Annotated in this window: 13 protein-coding genes and 1 pseudogene; 12 read left to right on the top strand and 2 right to left on the bottom strand. The window is 65.7% G+C overall.

The window, feature by feature from the left end; genetic code table 11:
• Positions 1 to 44 precede the first annotated feature (44 nt).
• Together rseP and bamA are read left to right on the top strand one after the other, a co-directional pair.
• Entirely contained in the window at positions 45 to 1,403 is a 1,359-nt protein-coding gene (rseP, locus tag CCR98_RS06695; RefSeq protein ID WP_087921991.1) for an RIP metalloprotease RseP, read from the top strand.
• A 74-nt stretch (positions 1,404 to 1,477) separates the two neighbouring features.
• Positions 1,478 to 3,841, top strand: coding sequence for an outer membrane protein assembly factor BamA (bamA, locus tag CCR98_RS06690; RefSeq protein ID WP_087921990.1), 2,364 nt, complete (start codon positions 1,478 to 1,480; stop codon positions 3,839 to 3,841).
• Between the two features lie 425 nt (positions 3,842 to 4,266).
• On the opposite strand, the gene CCR98_RS21025 is transcribed toward bamA, so the two are convergent.
• Complete coding sequence (locus CCR98_RS21025) at positions 4,267 to 4,809, bottom strand: hypothetical protein (RefSeq protein WP_157721504.1); 543 nt, start codon at positions 4,807 to 4,809, stop codon at positions 4,267 to 4,269.
• A 771-nt stretch (positions 4,810 to 5,580) separates the two neighbouring features.
• On the opposite strand from CCR98_RS21025, the gene lpxD reads away from it, so the two are divergent.
• From lpxD to CCR98_RS06650, 8 genes and pseudogenes are all read left to right on the top strand, one after another.
• Positions 5,581 to 6,603, top strand: coding sequence for a UDP-3-O-(3-hydroxymyristoyl)glucosamine N-acyltransferase (gene lpxD / locus CCR98_RS06685; protein WP_087921989.1), 1,023 nt, complete (start codon positions 5,581 to 5,583; stop codon positions 6,601 to 6,603).
• Positions 6,600 to 7,058, top strand: a complete 459-nt coding sequence (fabZ, locus tag CCR98_RS06680) for a 3-hydroxyacyl-ACP dehydratase FabZ (protein ID WP_005415845.1) — start codon at positions 6,600 to 6,602, stop codon at positions 7,056 to 7,058. The genes lpxD and fabZ overlap by 4 nt, the downstream gene beginning before the upstream one ends.
• 16 nt (positions 7,059 to 7,074) lie before the next feature.
• Entirely contained in the window at positions 7,075 to 7,866 is a 792-nt protein-coding gene (lpxA, locus tag CCR98_RS06675; protein ID WP_087921988.1) for an acyl-ACP--UDP-N-acetylglucosamine O-acyltransferase, read from the top strand.
• Positions 7,867 to 7,958: 92 nt separating this feature from the next.
• Positions 7,959 to 9,122, top strand: a pseudogene (lpxB, locus tag CCR98_RS06670) (lipid-A-disaccharide synthase); the annotation flags it as partial.
• A complete protein-coding gene (locus tag CCR98_RS06665; protein WP_087921987.1) occupies positions 9,119 to 9,790 on the top strand; it encodes a ribonuclease HII in 672 nt (223 codons plus the stop codon). The pseudogene lpxB and the gene CCR98_RS06665, both read left to right, overlap by 4 nt.
• A 259-nt stretch (positions 9,791 to 10,049) precedes the next feature.
• Positions 10,050 to 13,640: a DNA polymerase III subunit alpha gene (dnaE, locus tag CCR98_RS06660; protein WP_087921986.1), complete on the top strand. Its 3,591-nt coding sequence runs from the start codon at positions 10,050 to 10,052 to the stop codon at positions 13,638 to 13,640.
• Positions 13,641 to 13,699: 59 nt separating this feature from the next.
• Positions 13,700 to 14,569 carry a hypothetical protein gene (locus CCR98_RS06655; protein ID WP_087921985.1) on the top strand — a complete coding sequence of 290 codons (870 nt, stop codon included), beginning with the start codon at positions 13,700 to 13,702 and terminating at the stop codon, positions 14,567 to 14,569.
• 113 nt (positions 14,570 to 14,682) lie between these two features.
• On the top strand, positions 14,683 to 15,642 hold the full coding sequence (locus tag CCR98_RS06650; protein WP_087921984.1) for an acetyl-CoA carboxylase carboxyltransferase subunit alpha: 960 nt from the start codon (positions 14,683 to 14,685) through the stop codon (positions 15,640 to 15,642).
• 313 nt (positions 15,643 to 15,955) lie between these two features.
• Here the strand turns inward: CCR98_RS06650 and CCR98_RS06645 are convergent, their stop codons facing one another.
• Positions 15,956 to 16,411: a CopD family protein gene (locus CCR98_RS06645; protein WP_087921983.1), complete on the bottom strand. Its 456-nt coding sequence runs from the start codon at positions 16,409 to 16,411 to the stop codon at positions 15,956 to 15,958.
• A gap of 149 nt (positions 16,412 to 16,560) precedes the next feature.
• Between CCR98_RS06645 and CCR98_RS06640 the strand changes: the two genes are divergently transcribed.
• Positions 16,561 to 17,151 (top strand): class I SAM-dependent methyltransferase, encoded by a 591-nt coding sequence (locus CCR98_RS06640; RefSeq protein ID WP_087921982.1) that lies wholly within the window; start codon positions 16,561 to 16,563, stop codon positions 17,149 to 17,151.
• A gap of 93 nt (positions 17,152 to 17,244) precedes the next feature.
• The gene (gene phaZ, locus CCR98_RS06635; RefSeq protein WP_087921981.1) at positions 17,245 to 18,552 is read left to right on the top strand and encodes a polyhydroxyalkanoate depolymerase; all 1,308 of its coding nucleotides are present in this window, start codon (positions 17,245 to 17,247) and stop codon (positions 18,550 to 18,552) included.
• Positions 18,553 to 18,624: the final 72 nt, after the last annotated feature.

Raw genomic sequence — 18,624 nt, 5'->3', positions numbered from 1 at the left:
GCCCAGCATGACGCCGCCGCCCCTGCCCGCCACTGTGAGCCTGCATGACTGACTTCATCGGATCGGTCTGGTGGATGATTGTCAGCCTCGGGCTGCTGGTCACGTTCCACGAGTTCGGGCATTACTGGGTCGGGCGCCTGTGCGGGGTCAAGATCCTGCGTTTCTCGGTCGGCTTCGGCCGGCCGCTGTGGTCGCGGCGGGACAAGCACGGTACCGAATTCGCCATCGCTGCGATTCCGCTGGGCGGCTACGTGAAGTTCCTCGATGAACGCGAGGTCGAAGTCCACCCACACGAGCGCGGCCAGGCCTTCAACCACAAGACCGTCTGGCAGCGCATCGCCATCGTCGCCGCCGGCCCGATCGCCAACCTGCTGCTGTGCATCCTGCTGCTGTGGGCGATGTTCGTGATCGGCAAGCAGGACTACTCGCCCACCATCGGCCGTGTCAGCGGCATCGCCGCCAGTGCCGGCCTGGCCAGCGGCGACCGCGTGCTGCGCGTGGACGAGCGCCAGGTGATCACCCTCGGCGAGGCGAGCATGGCACTGACCGCCGCCGCGATGGACCGCCGCGACGTAAAGCTGGAGGTGCTGGATGCGGCCGACCAGGTGCGCATGCGCACCCTGCCGTTGTCGCAGCTGCCGGCCGGTTTCGATGAACGGCGGGTGCCGATCCTGGCCGGCCTGTACTGGCAGTCGTGGCTGCAGCCGGCACGGGTCGATTCACTCACCGCAGACTCCGTGGTGGCCGGGCAGCTGCAGCCAGGCGACCTGATCGTGGCCATCGATGGCCAGCGCATCGACAGTGTCGACCAGGTGATCGGCGAGATCCAGGCCCTCGGCCGCGCCGGCGGACCGGGCATGATCGAGGTCCTGCGTGGCGGTGAGCGCCTGGCGCTGGAAGTCACCCCGCGCCAGGGCAAGGATGGCAAGGGCAACCCGGTCTGGCAGATCGGCGTCGGCTTCCCCACCACCTACAGCCCCGCCTACGACACCCTGCTGCGCTACGGGCCGCTGGACGCGGTGACCGTCGCGGTGCGCGAAACTGGCCGCCTGGCGGCCGATTCGCTGGGCATGATGGGCCGCATCGTCACCGGCAAGGCCTCGCTGCAGAACGTTTCCGGGCCGGTCACCATCGCCCGCGTGGCCAATGTCTCGGCCAAGCGCGGCCTCGACTGGTTCCTGCAGTTCCTTGCCCTGCTGTCGCTCAGCCTGTGCATCATCAACCTGCTGCCGATCCCGATCTTGGACGGCGGCCACCTGCTGTATTACCTTATCGAGTTGGTCAAGGGCAGCCCGCTGAGCGAGCGTGCCATCGCCGCCGGCCAATACATCGGCCTGGCGTTGCTGGCCGGGCTGATGGGGTTGGCGTTCTACAACGACATCCTCGGCCTGGTCCCGCGATGAACTTTTCCACGTTGTTGCCGTCTACAGCGTCGGCATCCCGCACCAATGAAATCGACCTTCCTACCGGACGTGACATGACGCGACTCCCCAATCGCCGCCTGCTGGCCCTCGCCCTCGCCGCCGTCACCGGCGCTCCCGCCCTGGCCCAGGCAGCCGAGCCCTTCACTGTCAGCGACATCCGCGTCGATGGCCTGCAGCGCATCAGCTCGGGCACGGTGTTCACCTACCTGCCGGTGGAACGTGGCGAGACGGTCACCGACAACAAGGTCGGCGAGACGATCCGCGCCCTGTACAAGACCGGCTTCTTCGAAGACGTGCAGCTGGACCGCCAGGGGACGATCCTGGTGGTGACCGTCAAGGAACGCCCGGCGATCAACAAGCTGACCGTGACCGGCAACAAGGACATCAAGTCCGACCAGCTGCTCAAGGGCCTGTCCGACATCGGCCTGACCGAGGGCGGCACCTTCGATCGCCTGAGCCTGGACCGCGTGACCCAGGAACTGCGCCGCCAGTACAACGACCGCGGCAAGTACAACGTCGACATCACCCCGACGGTGAGCCCGCTGGACCGCAACCGCGTGGACATCGCCATCGCCATCAAGGAAGGCAAGGCGGCCAAGATCCGCCACGTCAACCTGGTCGGCACCGAGAAGTTCGAGAGCAAGGACATCCTGGAGACCTGGGAGTCCAAGGAGCACAACTGGGCGTCGTGGTACCGCCGTGACGACCAGTACTCCAAGGAAAAGCTGTCCGGCGACCTGGAAAAGCTCAACTCCTGGTACCTGGACCGCGGCTACGTCGATTTCAGCATCGATTCCACCCAGGTCTCGATCAGCCCCGACAAGCGCGACATGTTCCTGACCGCCGGCGTGACCGAGGGTGCGCAGTACAAGATCTCCGAGATCAAGGTCAGCGGCGACACCATCCTCCCGCAGGAGGACGTCGAGCGCATGGTGATCCAGAAGTCCGGCGACACGTTCTCGCGTGCCCTGCTGGAATTCAGCTCGGATACCATCACCAATTCGCTGTCCAACATCGGCTACGCGTTCGCCAAGGTGAACCCGATCCCGACCACCAACCGCGCCGAGCAGACCGTCGCCATCAACATGCAGGTCGTGCCCGGCCCTCGCGTATCGGTGCGTCGCATCCTGTTCCGTGGCAACACGCGTACGTCCGACGAAGTGATGCGTCGCGAAATGCGCCAGTTCGAGAACAGCTGGTACTCGCAGGCCGCGATCGACCGCTCCAAGATCCGCCTGCAGCGCCTGGGCTACTTCGAATCGGTGGAAGTGGAAACCCCGGCCGTCAGCGGCAGCAACGACCAGGTCGACGTCGTCTACAACGTCAAGGAAACCACGTCGGGCAGCTTCGTGTTCGGCCTGGGCTATTCGCAGTCCTACGGCATGACCACCTCGGTGCAGCTGTCGCAGAACAACTTCCTCGGCGGCGGCAACCGCGTGTCGGTCGAAGCCTCACGCAGCAGCTACCTGCAGCGCTACGGCTTCAGCTACACCAACCCGTACTTCACCGATGACGGCGTGTCGCTGGGCTACAACCTGTCCTGGCGCGAACTGGACTACTCCGACTTCAACACCGCGCAGTACAACAGCACCAATGGTTCGGCGCAGGTGGTGTTCGGCGTGCCGCTGACCGAGACCGATACCGTCTCGCTGATGTTCGGCATCGACAGCAACCAGATCACCACCTACGAGGGCTCGACCCCGCAGTCGATCATCGACTACATCAACGCGGTCGGTAAGCGCACCTTCCACGCCTGGCGCACCGAGCTGGGCTGGGCGCGCGACTCGCGCAACGACTACTTCATGCCGACCCGCGGTACCTACCAGCGCGTCGGCCTGGAGACCACGCTGCCGGGTTCGACCATCGAGTACTACAAGCTGAACTACCAGATCAGCAAGTACTGGCCGATCATGCCGTCGCTGGTGATCAACACCCGCGCGGAAATCGGCTACGGCGATGCCTACGGCAACGACTACACCCGTACGCTGACCAATCCGGATGGCACCACCCGCACCGTTACCGCCAGCGGCCTGCCGTTCTTCGAGAACTTCTACGCCGGTGGTACCAACTCGGTGCGCGGTTTCGAGGACAACACCCTCGGCCCGCGCGAAGTCACCCGCGGTTACCCCGAAGGCCAGCCGCTGGGTGGTTCGCTGAAGACCGTCGGTTCGGTCGAAGCCTACTTCCCGCGCCTGTTCGACAGCCCGTCGGCGCGCGTGTCGGCCTTCGTCGACTTCGGCAACGTGTATACCGGCGTGGACAACTTCAAGGCCAACGAGCTGCGCGTGTCCACCGGTGTGGCCCTGCTGTGGCGCGCCCCGGTCGGCCCGATCTCGATCAGCTACGCCTTCCCGCTGAAGAAGGAAGACGATGACAAGATCGAGCGTCTGCAATTCACGTTCGGTGGCCAGTTCTGAGGAACGTTGTTCCTCAGAACTGATCCACCTCCGGTGAATTGCCCGCGCATTTCACCTATCCCCCGCGCCGCTGGCGCGCCCCCCTTAACAAAGGGGGGCTCTCCACCAGACGGGGTGCGAAGCGCCGGGCTCTGCCCGGCGTTTTCGCGTTAGCAGAACCGAGCCCATGCTCGGCCCGTGCTCAACTTCTCGACGGGGGCCACCCGAAACCATGTTGCTGAGGGCACGACTGGTCATCGAGGCCACAGCATGCAACAACATCGCTGTTGGCGATCGTCATCAGCTGCTTATCACGCCGCTTTGGTACTCAGGCATTCTCATTTCGCGGCGCCTCCCGCTGCCACGCGCCCAACACCCTATGACTCAGAATCCAGGCATGGTGTTCCAGCCCGTAATCCGCGCCCAGAAAGCTGAGCGCCGCCCTTTCACTTGAACACGTAGCCTAGAGTTCCATCCAGGAAAGCGCCGGTTCCTTCACAATCAGCCCTCAGGGTATCGAAGTGGCGCATTTTCTTGCCCCACCAGAACGAGCAACGATAGAGTGGAACACTGCCGGGATATTGAATTCCGGAGATATATCCGATGTTCCAGTCACCAGGAATTATCACACCTCCAATCCCCGGCTCGCACCCAGGATCGGCGGACGTAAAATAATTCCATGGATGCGGGCCAACGCAACTCCGAATGAGAACACCGCCTTCGAACGGCGTAGAAGAAACATATCCAAATGCATCCTCAAGCTCCCAGCCAATATCTTCCCAGTTTTCTGGCCAGTAGTGATGCGTAACATGAGTCGCCGTCTCATCACGTTTCATTCTAAATATGAGTCGCGGATTGAAGCCCGGAGGCATCTGACTGGACTGCTCCGTTGCAATCGGGTTACTCAACTTCAATGGCACATCCGCATCTAGGGCCGTCACTGAACCCGCAACAATCATGGCAAAAATACCTACTACGAAACGCCTCATCTTTCACCTCATGCATTCTGCGAGCCCATCGCCCGCCCAATCCATGCTATTTAAGTAAATACACAGAAAAACATGACGGTGTTTGTACTATCAGAAATACCAATGACGCATTTAACTCAAGAATCAACCCAGCCGGGCAATTGTCGTCAATGGCGCCCCCTCAAGTGAATTGCACAGGATCTCGAAGGCCAATGGATATTCCGGAATTGGATTACCCCATTGACCTTTCCTGTTCTCAGTGCATTTTCAACAGGGCAAAGCGTAGCGGACTCAATGATCCAGCCATTAGTGCATCCAGCTTCGCCTGAAGAGGAAAGCCGGGGCAGAGAGACCGCGCTCAGCTTGTAACACCGCGCGCGTTGCGTCCTGCACGCAACTGCACGTTGCTTGCGTACATCGCCAACCCGAAACTTCGGCTTGCGTCGCCCGGCAACGATGCACACTGGGCTAGCCATCTTGAACTGCCGGACCTTCGTTGAGTCGCCGAAGGCACCATACGGTCGTCAATGAAGTGGCTGTTGGGGCCCGCTTCGGCGTGGGAGATCACTCCAGCAACCCGTAGCGGGCCGATGGGCGGAAGCGTGGGCAGTACAGGCGCAGAACCATGGGACATGGTTGTCAGAGCGCCTGTCTTCGCGACCGGCGCTTCCCGGCAGGTTATCAGGAAGCCGTGGCTGTTTAGCCCGGTAGCCCCCAGGTCCCGGGCGGCACAAAGACCATCTCGCCCCCCCCCCGCATGACCGCAATGGCGTCACACGTTAAACTCCCGCCGTGAATACTCCCACCTACACCGCCCAGCAACTCGCCGAGCAGTTCGGCCTGCAGGTCCATGGCGACCCCGCCACCGCCATCCATGGCGTGGCCACCCTCGCTCATGCCGGTCCTGGCCAGCTGACCTTCCTCGCCAACCCGCGCTACCGCGCCCAGCTGGCCGACAGCCAGGCCTCGCTGGTGGTCCTGCGCGCCGACGACGCCGAGGCCGCCCCCGGCGCCGCGCTCGTGGCCAAGGATCCGTACACCACCTTCGCCAAGATCGCCGCGCTGTTCGACATCGCGCCGACGCGGCCGCCGGGCATCCACCCCAGCGCCGTCATCGATCCCAGCGCCCAGGTCGCGGCCAGCGCCCATATCGGCCCGTTCGTCTCCATCGGCGCGCGCAGCGTGGTCGGCGAGAACTGCATCATCGGCACCGGCAGCGTGATCGGTGAAGACTGCAGCCTGGACAATGGCTGCGAACTGATCGCCCGGGTCACCCTGGTTACCCGGGTCAAGCTCGGCAAGCGCGTGCGCGTGCACCCGGGTGCCGTGCTCGGCGCCGATGGCTTCGGCCTGGCGATGGACGCCGGCAAGTGGATCAAGGTGCCGCAGCTCGGCGGCGTGCGCATCGGCGATGACTGCGAGATCGGCGCCAACACCTGCGTCGACCGCGGTGCGCTGGAAGACACCGTGCTGGACGACGACGTGCGCCTGGACAACCTGGTGCAGATCGCGCACAACGTGCAGATCGGCGCGCACTCGGCCATCGCCGGCTGCACCGGCATCGCGGGCAGCGCCAAGATCGGCCGCTACTGCCTGCTCGGCGGCCACGTCGGCGTGGTCGGCCACCTCGAGATCTGCGACAAGGTCGTGATCACCGGCAAGTCGGTGGTCCGCAATTCCATCCATGAGCCGGGCGAGTACTCGTCCGGCACCCCGTTGACCGACAACCGCACGTGGCGCAAGAACGCCGCGCGCTTCAAGCAGCTGGACGCATTGGCTCGCCGCGTCCTGGCTGCTGGCAAGGAGAAAGAATGAACGATTCGCTGCAGCTTCCTATCGACGTCTGCCAGATCCAGGAACTGCTTCCGCACCGCTACCCGTTCCTGCTGGTGGACCGGGTGCTTGAACTCGACGTCGAGGCCAAGCGGATCCTGGCGCAGAAGAACGTCAGCATCAACGAGCCGTTCTTCCAGGGCCACTTCCCGGGCCGCCCGATCATGCCCGGCGTGCTGATCATCGAAGCGCTGGCGCAGGCCGGCGGCGTCATGACCCAGCTCACGCTCGGCCGCGATGCGCAGTCCAAGCTGTTCTACATGGTCAAGGTGGAAAACGCCCGCTTCAACAAGCAGGTCGTGCCTGGCGACGTGCTGATGCTGGATGTGCAGATGAAGCGCCTGATCCGCAACATGGGCTGGTACTACGGCGAAGCCAAGGTCAACGGCGAAGTCGTCGCGTCGGCCGAGGTCATGTGCGCCGGCGCCAAGGGCTGATCCACTGGAGGCAGCAATGACTGACAACGCACCGCGGATCCACCCCACCGCCGTCATCGATCCGGCCGCGCGCCTGGCCGACGATGTGCAGGTGGGCGCGTTCACCCTGATCGGCCCCGACGTTGAAATCGGCGCCGGTACGGTGGTGGGCCCCCATTGCAGCATCCACGGCCCGACCCGGATCGGCCGCGACAACCGCTTTGTCGGCCATGCCGCGATCGGTGGCGAGCCGCAGGACAAGAAGTTCGCCGGTGAGCGCACCGAGCTGGTGATCGGCGACCGCAACGTGTTCCGCGAATTCGTCACGCTCAACCGTGGCACCGGCGGTGGCGGCGGCATCACCAGCATCGGCAACGACAACTGGATGCTGGCCTACACGCACGTGGCGCACGACTGCCATGTCGGCAACTTCTGCGTGTTCTCCAACAACACCACCCTGGCCGGCCACGTCACCGTGGGCGACTACGTGATCATCAGCGGCTTCGCCGGTGCCCACCAGTTCTGCCGCATCGGCGCGCATGCCTTCCTCGGCATGGGCGCGCTGACCAACGGCGACGTACCGCCGTTCACCATGGTCGGTACCGATTCGCTGGGACGCCCCCGCGGCATCAACAGCGAAGGCCTGAAGCGCCGCGGCTTCGACGCCGAGCGCATCTCGGCCATCAAGCGTGCCTACCGCACGCTGTACGTGGCAGGCCTGCCGCTGGCCGAAGCCAAGCAGCAGCTGACCGAACAGGCGCGTGACAGCAATGACGTGAAGGCCATGCTGGACTTCATCGAGCACGCCGAGAGGCCCTTGCTGCGATGAGCAGCACGACCGGCCAGGCGCCGGCCGGCGCCGCGGTGATTCCGCTGGCCTCGATGGCCGGCAGCGTGCCTGCACAGCGAGTGCTCAGCGAGCGCCCGTTGCGGATCGCGCTGGTTGCCGGTGAAGCGTCCGGCGACCTGCTCGGTGCGGGCCTGGTGCGTGAACTGAAGGCGCGCTTCCCGAATGCCGAGTTCGCCGGCATTGGCGGCGATGCCATGCGCAGCGCTGGCTGCCAGACCTGGCACGATGCCAGCGAGCTGGCGGTGATGGGCCTCACCGAAGTGCTGCGCCACCTGCCGCGACTGCTCAAGCTGCGCTCGGCGTTCCGCCAGCGCGCCCTGGAATGGCAGCCGGACGTGTTCATCGGCATCGATGCACCCGACTTCAACCTGGGGATCGAGCGCTGGCTGAAACAGCGCGGCGTGCGCACCGTGCATTACGTCAGTCCCTCGGTCTGGGCCTGGCGCGAGAAGCGCGCCGAAAAGATCGGCAGCAGCGCGGACCTGGTGCTGTGCCTGTTCCCGATGGAACCGCCGATCTATGCCAGGCACGGCATCGACGCGCGCTTCGTCGGCCACCCGATGGCCGATGACATTCCGCTGCAGGGCAACCGCGAGGAAGCACGCGCCGCGCTCGGCCTTCCGACCTCGGCCAAGGTGCTGGCAGTGTTGCCGGGCAGCCGGCTCGGCGAGATCTCGCGCCTGGGCGAACCCTTCTTCGAAGCCGCCTGGCAGGTGTCCGAACGCATTCCGGGCCTGCATGTGGTGGTGCCTGCCGCCAACCCGGCCTGCCGGCAGCTGATCGAAGAACAGCTGTCGCGCTCGGCGTTGCCGGTGGCCTACTCGCATGTGCTGGATGGCCAGGCGCGCAACGCGATGATCGCCGCCGACGTGGTGGTGCTGGCCTCCGGCACCGCGACCCTGGAAGCCATGCTGGTGAAGCGGCCGATGGTGGTCGGTTACCGCGTCAATGAACTGACCTATCGCCTGGTCAAGGCGCTTGGCCTGATCAAGGTCGACCGCTTCGCCCTGCCCAACATCCTGGCCGGCCAGGACCTGGCACCAGAGCTGATGCAGCACGACTGCACGCCGGACAGGCTGGCCGCGGCCATCCAGCAGTGGTTCGACCACCCGCAGCGGGTGATCGACCTGCAGGACACGTACGTGCGCCTGCACGAGCGCCTGCGCCGCAACGCCTCGGCGCGCGCCGCCGATGCCGTCGGCGAGCTGCTGATGCGCGACCAGGCACAGGCATGAGCCGCCGCCATGCCGCGGCAGCCAGCCTGGCCCTGTTCGATGGTACGGCCGTGGTCGAGCCGGAACGCTTGGTTGCCGGTGTCGACGAGGCCGGGCGTGGCCCACTGGCGGGGCCGGTGGCGGTGGCGGCGGTGGTATTCGATCCGTCACGGCCACGCATCAACGGCCTGGACGATTCCAAGCAGCTCACCGCAGCCCGCCGCGAGCAGCTGCATGACCGCATCGTCGAGCGCGCCCTGGCCTGGCATGTGGTGCTGGTGGACGTGGACACCATCGACCGCCTGAACATCTACCAGGCCACCCTGCAGGGCATGCGTGACGTCGTTGCAGCGGTCGCTCATGTGGCCGGCTTCGCCCGCATCGATGGCAACGTGGTGCCCAAGGGCCTGGTGCTGCCGGCGCAGGCGCTGGTCGGCGGCGATGGCATCGACCGCGCGATCATGGCCGCCTCGATCCTGGCCAAGGTCTCGCGCGACCGTTACATGCTGGACGTGCATACCCGCCATCCGCAGTACGGCTTCGAGCAGCACAAGGGCTACGGCACCCCCGCCCACCTGGCCGCCCTGCGCGAGCACGGCCCCTGTGTGGAGCACCGGCGCAGCTTCGCCCCGGTGCGTGAATGCCTGGAATCCCCGCCGGCGGCGGCCGCCGCCATCGCGATCGCCTGAACAATGGCCGCCGGGCACGGCCCGGCGCTACCACGGCAACGTGGACGCATCCGGCGACCGGGAAGTCGGCGTACACGGCAATATGAACGCATCCGGTAGCGCCGGGCCATGCCCGGCGGCATGCGCGCAATCGCCGTACCGTCAAGCCTTGTCGCCTCCCCCTGCCCTCGCTACCCTGACCGGGCACTCCAGCGCATCCCGACCCCGGCGACGATCTTCCGTCAGCACCCGGGGCCCGCGCGCTCCAACCTGGTCCGGCATGTCCAACTCCCGCTTCGTACATCTCCACGTCCACACCGAGTTCTCGCTGGCGGACTCGACCATCCGCGTGCCGGCCAAGCCCGACCAGGCGGACCCGAAGAAAGCCAAGCAGGCCAACCTGCTGTCGCGCTCGGTCGAACTCGGCCTGCCCGCGCTGGCGGTAACCGACCTCAACAACCTGTTCGCCCTGGTCAAGTTCTACAAGGCGGCCGAAGGCGTGGGCATCAAGCCGATCGCCGGCGCTGACGTGCTGATCGCCGAGGAAGGCCAGGACCCGTGGCGGATGACCCTGCTGTGCCGTGATCGCGAGGGCTACCTGAGCCTGTCGCGGCTGCTGACCCGCGCCTGGATGGAAGGCCATCGCCCGGAGGGTGGCGTGGCGGTGCACCCGGACTGGCTGAAGGCTGGCAACGCCAACCTGTTCGCGCTGGCCGGCCGGCAGAGCCTGGCCGGGCGGCTGGCGCTGGACGGCAAGCATGAACTGGCCGAGCAGCAGCTGGCCGACTGGCAGCGCGTGTTCGGCGATGGCCTGCACCTGGAGCTGACCCGCACCGGCCGCGAGGGCGAAGAAACCTTCAACCAGTTCGCGCTGATGGCCGCCGGCCAGCGTGGCCTGCCGGTGGTGGCCAGCAACGACGTGCGCTTCCTGTCGCCATCGGACTTCAGCGCGCACGAAGCGCGCGTGTGCATTTCCACCGGCCGCGTGCTGGACGACCCCAAGCGCCCGCGCGAATACAGCGACCAGCAGTACCTGAAGTCGGCCGAGGAGATGTGCGCGCTGTTCGCCGACATCCCCGATGCAATCGACAACACGCTGGCGCTGGCCGAGCGCTGCAACATCGAAATGCGGCTTGGCACCTACTTCCTGCCCAACTACCCGGTGCCCGACGACGAAACCCTGGACACCTGGATCCAGAAGATGTCGCGCGACGGCCTGGAAGAGCGCCTGGAGAAGAATCCGCTGGCGCCGGGCAAGACCCGCGAAGAGTACTTCGAGCGCCTGGAATTCGAGCTCAACACCATCATCAAGATGGGCTTCCCGGGCTACTTCCTGATCGTGGCCGACTTCATCCAGTGGGGCAAGAACCAGGGCATTCCGATCGGCCCCGGCCGTGGTTCGGGTGCCGGTTCGCTGGTGGCGTGGGCGCTGAAGATCACCGATCTGGACCCGCTGCCGTACAACCTGCTGTTCGAGCGATTCCTCAACCCGGAACGCGTGTCGATGCCCGACTTCGACATCGACTTCTGCATGGACCGCCGCGACGAGGTGATCGACTACGTCGCACGCAAGTACGGGCGCGAGCGCGTCAGCCAGATCATCACCTACGGCACCATGGCCGCCAAGGCGGTGGTGCGCGACTCCGGCCGCGTACTCGGTTTCCCGTACGGCCTGGTCGACGGTGTCTCCAAGCTGATCCCGAACATCCTCGGCATCCACCTGAAGGATGCGCTGGGCAAGGGCAAGGAAGGCCCGAGCTCGGAAATGGCCTCGGCTGAACTGATCCAGCGCTACGAGACCGAGGACGATGTCCGCGACCTGATCGATCTGGCGCTGCAGCTGGAAGACCTGACCCGCAACGCCGGCAAGCATGCCGGTGGCGTGGTGATCGGGCCAGAGCCGCTGAGCGAGTTCTGCCCGCTGTACGCCGAACACGACGAGAACGGCCTCGGCAAGAACCCGGTCACCCAGTTCGACAAGAACGACGTGGAAGAAGTGGGCCTGGTGAAGTTCGACTTCCTCGGCCTGCGCACGCTGACCATCATCGACTGGGCGGTGAAGGCGATCAACAAGCGCCACGAGCGCGCCGGCATCCCGCCGGTGGACATCGCCGCGATCCCGCTGGACGACACGCCCACCTACAAGGACATCTTCGCCAACGGCAACACCGGCGCGGTGTTCCAGTTCGAATCCTCGGGCATGCGCCGCCTGCTGAAGGACGCGCGCCCCGACCGTTTCGAAGACCTGATCGCGCTGGTGTCGCTGTACCGCCCCGGCCCGATGGACCTGATTCCCTCCTTCAACGCGCGCAAGCACGGCCAGGAAGAAATCATCTATCCCGATCCGCGCACCGAAGCCATCCTGAAGGACACCTACGGCATCATGGTGTACCAGGAGCAGGTGATGCAGATGGCGCAGATCGTCGGCGGCTACTCGCTGGGCGGCGCCGACCTGCTGCGCCGCGCGATGGGCAAGAAGGTGCCGGCCGAAATGGCCAAGCACCGCGAGATCTTCCGCGAAGGCGCGGCCAGGGACGGCGTGGACGAGGCCAAGGCCGATGCGATCTTCGACCTGATGGAGAAGTTCGCCGGCTACGGCTTCAACAAGTCGCACGCCGCTGCCTACGCACTGGTCAGCTACCAGACCGCGTGGCTGAAGCGCCACTACCCGGCCGAGTTCATGGCAGCCACGCTGTCCTCGGACCTGGACAACACCGACAAGGTGGTCGGCTTCCTCGACGAGGTGCGCAACCTCGGCCTGACTGTGCTGCCACCGAAGGTGAACCAGTCGGCCTTCATGTTCGAGGCGGTGACGCCTGACACCATCCAGTACGGACTGGGCGCGATCAAGGGCGTCGGCCAGGGTGCCTGCGAAGCGGTGGTGGAAGAGCGCCTGAAGGGCGGCGAGTACAAGGACCTGCTCGACTTCTGTACCCGCGTCGGTTCGGCCAAGCTCAACCGGCGCACGCTGGAAGCAATGATCAACTGCGGCGCACTGGATGAGCTCGGCCACAACCGCGCCTCGCTGATGCTGCAGCTGCCGGAGGTGATCAAGGCGACCGACCAGATGGCGCGCGAACGTGCGTCCGGGCAGAACTCGCTGTTCGGCGGCCCTGACCCGAGCGCGGCCACGATCCAGCTGGACCTGCCCGAAGCCGAGGAATGGCCGTTGCTGCAGCGCCTGAACGGCGAGCGCGACACGCTCGGCTTCTACCTCAGCGGCCACCCGTTCGATCCCTGGCGCGACGACGTGCGCGACCTGGTCGGCAACGACCTGGGTTCGGTGGAGAAGATCTGGAGCGCCAACAGTGGCGGCGGTGGCGGCGGCGAGAAGCGCTGGCGCCCGGAAGTACAGACCGTGCTGGCCGGACAGGTGGTCGGCGTGCGCCGCAAGGGCGAGAGCCAGATCTTCATTCAGCTCGAAGACGGCCGCGGCCGCGTCGAGTGCAGCGCGTTCTCCGACGCGATGGCCGAGTTCGGCCACCTGATGACCAAGGACCGCATCCTGGTGGTCAAGGGTGGCCTGCGCGAGGACGAGTTCAACGGCGGCTTCGCGCTGCGCATCCGCCAGTGCTGGGACTTCGACGAAGTCTGCGCCAACTACGCCACGCGGCTGTCGCTGCGCCTGGACCTGCGCCAGCAGCGCCCGGTCTGGGAACGCATTGATGCGCTGCTCGACCGCCATCGCCCCGGCCGCACGCCGCTGCGCCTGGACCTGCTGCTGAAGGGCCCGCACGGCGGCGTCGCCGGCATGCTCGATGTCTCCGGGCAGAGCGCGGTGCGCATCGATTCCAAGCTGATGGAGGCGCTGCGCGCGGACCCTGCCGTGCGCACGCTGAAGGTGCGCTACAGCCCGCCGTGGGCCAGCTGAGGCCGGCTCCCTGGTTTTGCTGAACCCCCTCCCGTTCCATGTATCAAGGACGATTGCCGATGAAAACCCTGCTGTTCCCGTTCGCTGCCGCGCTGGCCCTGGCCGCCTGTTCGCCCTCGAAGGTCGAGTTCCAGATCGACAATCCGACAGACACGCCGCTGGCACTGAGCATCGATGGCCAGGACCTGCCTGTGGCCGCGCAGGGGTCGCGCCCGATCTCGCTGGCCGTGGGCGAGCATCGCCTGCACACCGACAAGCTCGGTGATGTGCGCTTCATCGTCTACGTCGACGGTCGTGGTGGCCTGATCAACCCGACCCTGAGCGAGTACGTGATCGCCCGCGAGATCTACGTCACCGACGAGAGCAAGCTGAAGAACTTCGGCACCGGAAAGGCCGGCATCGAGCTGGGCGGCGTCGACTTCGAAGGCCCGTTCGAGAAGAGCCACGCACTGTTCATCGACAAGACCTGGACCTACGGCGTGCGCGAGCCCTTCCCGAAGGAAAAGGTGGTCGCCCATGTCGATGCCAGCGGCGGCCAGATCGTGGCCAAGGTGTTCACCGCGCCGGATTTCATCGCCTACGTGGAAGAAGGCATGGGCGAGCCCGGCGCGTTCAAGCGCGAGCAGCCGGCCGGCTACGTGGCCCCGGCGTTCAGCCTGGAACCGGCCCCGGCCAGCCTGCCGGCGCTGGTGCCGGCCTTCGAGGCGCATGCCGCGCCGCTGCGCGAGGTCTATGCGCGCTGGCTGAAGGCCACCACCGCCGATGAACAGAAGGCTCTGCGCAAGCAGGACTTCGCCGCGCAGATGGCCTTCACCTCGGCCACCGCCACGCTGGGCAGCGGGCTGGGCCGTGAGGCCAACGAGGCCTACAACGACTTCGTTTCCCAGCGCAGCCAGCTGATGGGCCGCAGCGCCCTGGTGGTGCCCTGAGCTGACTGGCGCCCCCCGCCCGGCTGCGCTACCGTCGCCTTCCAGACGAAGGCGTACGGGTGGTTTGCACGCATTCGGCTAGAATTCCCCCCTTCTTTACACGACGGCTTCCGATGAATCCGAACTACCTCGACTTCGAGCAACCCATCGCCGACCTGGAAGCCAAGATCCAGGAACTGCGCAACGCCAGTGCCGGGCCGGCGGTCAATGTCGAGGCGGAAGTGCACGCGCTGCAGGACAAGCTGCGCATGCGCACCGCGCAGATCTTCCGCAACCTGACCTCGTGGCAGGTGCTGCAGCTGGCCCGCCACCCGTCGCGTCCGTACACCGCCGACTACATCCGCATCATCTGCGATGAGTTCCAGGAGCTGGCCGGTGACCGTGCCTTCGCCGACGACAAGGCCATCATGGGCGGCCTGGCCCGCATCAATGGCCGCGCGGTGATGGTGATCGGCCACCAGAAGGGCCGTGACACCAAGGAAAAGATCAAGCGCAATTTCGGCATGCCCAAGCCGGAAGGCTACCGCAAGGCGCTGCGCCTGATGAAGATGGCCGAACGCTTCGGCCTGCCGGTGCTGACCCTGATCGACACCGCCGGCGCCTGGCCGGGCATCGATGCCGAATCGCGCGGCCAGTCCGAAGCGATCGCGCGCAACCTGATCGAGATGGCCGAACTGAAGGTGCCGATCATCTGCACCGTGATCGGTGAAGGCGGCTCCGGCGGCGCGCTGGCGCTGGGCGTGGGCGACCGCACCGTGATGCTGGAATACGCGGTGTACTCGACCATCACCCCGGAAGGCTGCGCCTCGATCCTGTGGAAGGATGCCGGCAAGGCCAAGGATGCCGCCGAGCAGCTGGGCCTGACCGCGCCGCGCCTGAAGAGCCTGGGCCTGGTCGACAAGGTCGTGCGCGAGCCGACCGGCGGCGCCCACCGCAACCCGACGCAGATGGCCAAGCGCCTGAAGGCGGTGCTGCTGAATGAACTGGACGCGCTGGAAAAGCTGTCCACCGAACAGCTGCTGGAACAGCGTTACACCCGCCTGCGCAGCTACGGCACGTACGAAGCGGCCTGATCCATCGGCTTGTTACTTTCTTGCTCGTGCAAGAAAGTAACCAAAGAACACGCCGCCGAACGCGAGCCGGTGCTCTGCACCGGTTCCCTGCGCTTCTCGGTGAATCAGGAGACGGCGCCGAACTCGCTGCGCTCAGACACCGGCGCCTCTTCGCCCCTGTTTCACCTGCGATGCTCGGCTCGCTCATGGCGGACCTGAACATCAAAAGCCACAGCTGCACCCAGTAGATCCACGCCATGCGTGGATGCCTCTGCTTTGGCGAAGAATCACGCGAACCCGTAGAGCCAAGCATGGCTCTACGGATAGCGGGATCTCAGAACGGCTTGGCCAGCACCAGCCACACGATCGGGATGAAGGCCAGCAGCGGGATCTCGTTGATCCAGCGCAGCGCGCGCGACGACGGCAGCGCTCTGCCCTTGGCCACGCCCTTCAGCAGCCGCCCGATCCAGATGAAATACGCCAACAACACCACCACCAGGCCCAGCTTGGCATGCAGCCACCCGGCACCGCCCGAGGCAACCATGGTCGGGAAATCCGGAATGACCTTGTAGCCCAGCCACAGCACCAGGCCCAGCACGAAGGCCAGGCCGAACATCGAGTGACCGAAGCGGTACAGGCGCAGGCCCATCAGCTGCAGGCGCTCGGTCACCGCCGGCTGGCCTGCGGTCTCGGCCAGGTTGACCAGGATGCGCGGCAGATAGAACACCGTGGCCATCCACGCCACCACGAATACGATGTGGAAGGTCTTGACCCAGTAGTAGCTCTGCATGCGCTCGCTCCCGCGGCTGGCGTAGGTTGGCGGCCATTCTCGCATGCCGTGGCAAAGCCGCCGCAGGCACGCTCGCCGCGACACATCGACGCATGGCGCGCCGCAACACCGTACGATAGGCGCCGTTTTCCCCGATCACGCACCGCCCCATGGACAAGACCTACGACGCCGCCTACTTCCAACGCTGGTACCGCCGTGCCGACATCGGCGGCAGCGCCCGCCTGGCGCGCAAGGTCGCGTTGGCCGTGGCCAGCGCCGAGTACTACCTGGAGCGACCGATCCGCAGCGTGCTGGATATCGGCTGCGGCGAAGGCGCCTGGCGCGCGCCGCTGCTGAAGCTGCGTCCGAAGGTCGAATACCTCGGCTTCGACAGCAGCGAGTACGCTGTGCGCCGCTACGGTCGCACCCGCAACCTGCACCTGGCCAGCTTCGGCGATTTCGCCTGGCTGCGGCCCTGCGCCCCGGTCGACCTGCTGGTCTGCTCGGACGTGATGCACTACGTGCCCGACCGCGAGCTGCGCGCCGGACTGGCCGGCGTGGCGGAGCTGACCGGCGGCGTGGCCTTCCTGGAGACCTTCGCCGCCGAGGACGCGTTCGAGGGCGACCACGAAGGCTTCCAGGCCCGCCCGGCGCGCTGGTACCGCCGCACGCTGGCCCGGCATGGCCTGCAGCCGGTAGGGTCGCACTGCTGGCTCGGCCCCGCCCTGGCAGGCGATGCGGCCGCGCTGGAACGGATGTGAATCCGGATTCATTATTTTCAGCCGACTTAACCTGCGGGACACCCGGATGGGATATGCTGCGCGGCAACATATGACCATACATATTCGGTCGTCATGCTCTATCAACTGCACGAACTGACCCGCAACCTGCTCGCCCCCTGGGTGCACCAGGCCCAGGCCAACGCCAGATTCTTCGCCAACCCGGGCCACTGGTGGTCGCAGATGCCGGGCGCCGATCGCCTGGCCGCGGTCAATGAGCTGTTCCATCGCATCGGCAAGGATTACGAGAAGCCCGAGTGGGGCATCAACGAAATCGACGTCGATGGCGAACGCGTGCCGATCGTCGTGCACGAGGAAGTGAGCAAGCCGTTCTGCAAGCTGCTGCGCTTCAAGCGCCACAGCAATGAGGCCGACCAGCTGCACACGATGCTCAACCAGCCGTTCGTGCTGGTGGTGGCGCCACTGTCCGGCCACCACGCCACGCTGCTGCGCGATACCGTGCGCACGCTGCTGCGCGACCACCGCGTGTACGTGACTGACTGGGTCGACGCGCGCATGGTGCCGTCCAGCGAAGGCGAGTTCGGGCTGGATGACTACATCGCCTACATCCAGGAGTTCATCCGCCACCTCGGCGTCGAGCGCCTGCATGTGGTGAGCGTGTGCCAGCCGACCGTGCCGGTACTGGCTGCGGTTTCGCTGATGGCCAGCCGTGGCGAGCCGACGCCGCGCACGCTGGTGATGATGGGTGGCCCGATCGATGCGCGCTGCAGCCCGACCGCAGTGAACAACCTGGCCACGCAGAACCCGCTGTCGTGGTTCGAGAACAACGTCATCCACACCGTGCCGGCCAGCTATCCGGGTGCCGGCCGCCGCGTGTACCCGGGCTTCCTGCAGCATGCCGGCTTCCTGTCGATGAACCCCAGCCGCCACTTCAGCTCGCACTGGGATTTCTACACCGACCTGGTCAAGGGCGACCTGGAAGACGCCGACGCGCACCGTCGTTTCTACGACGAGTACAACGCGGTGCTGGACATGCCGGCCAAGTACTACCTCGACACCATCCGCGTGGTGTTCCAGGACTTCCTGCTGCCGCGTGGCGAGTGGGTGGTCAACGGCGAGAAGGTCGATCCGTCGGCGATCCGCGATACCGCGCTGTTGAGCATCGAAGGCGAGCTGGACGACATTGCCGGCCTCGGCCAGACCGAAGCCGCGCAGGCGCTGTGCACCGGTATCGCGGCTGACCGCCGCGAGCATTTCATCGTCGAAGGTGCTGGCCATTACGGCATCTTCAGCGGCCGCCGCTGGCGCGAAGTGGTGTACCCGAAGGTGCGCGACTTCTTCGCCGCGCATGCCGAAGCACCGGCGGCGAAGGCTACGAAGAAGAAGAGCAACGTGACCCCGCTGCGGCGAAAGGCGGGGTAACTCGCCCAGGGTGGGTGCCAACCTTGGTTGGCGCTCTATCATGAATCCCGGTATCTGATGGATTGTGCCAAC

Origin of the sequence: Stenotrophomonas sp. WZN-1, from assembly GCF_002192255.1 — a bacterium.
Taxonomy (GTDB): Bacteria; Pseudomonadota; Gammaproteobacteria; order Xanthomonadales; family Xanthomonadaceae; genus Stenotrophomonas.
This window is presented reverse-complemented; position numbering and strand designations above follow the sequence as displayed.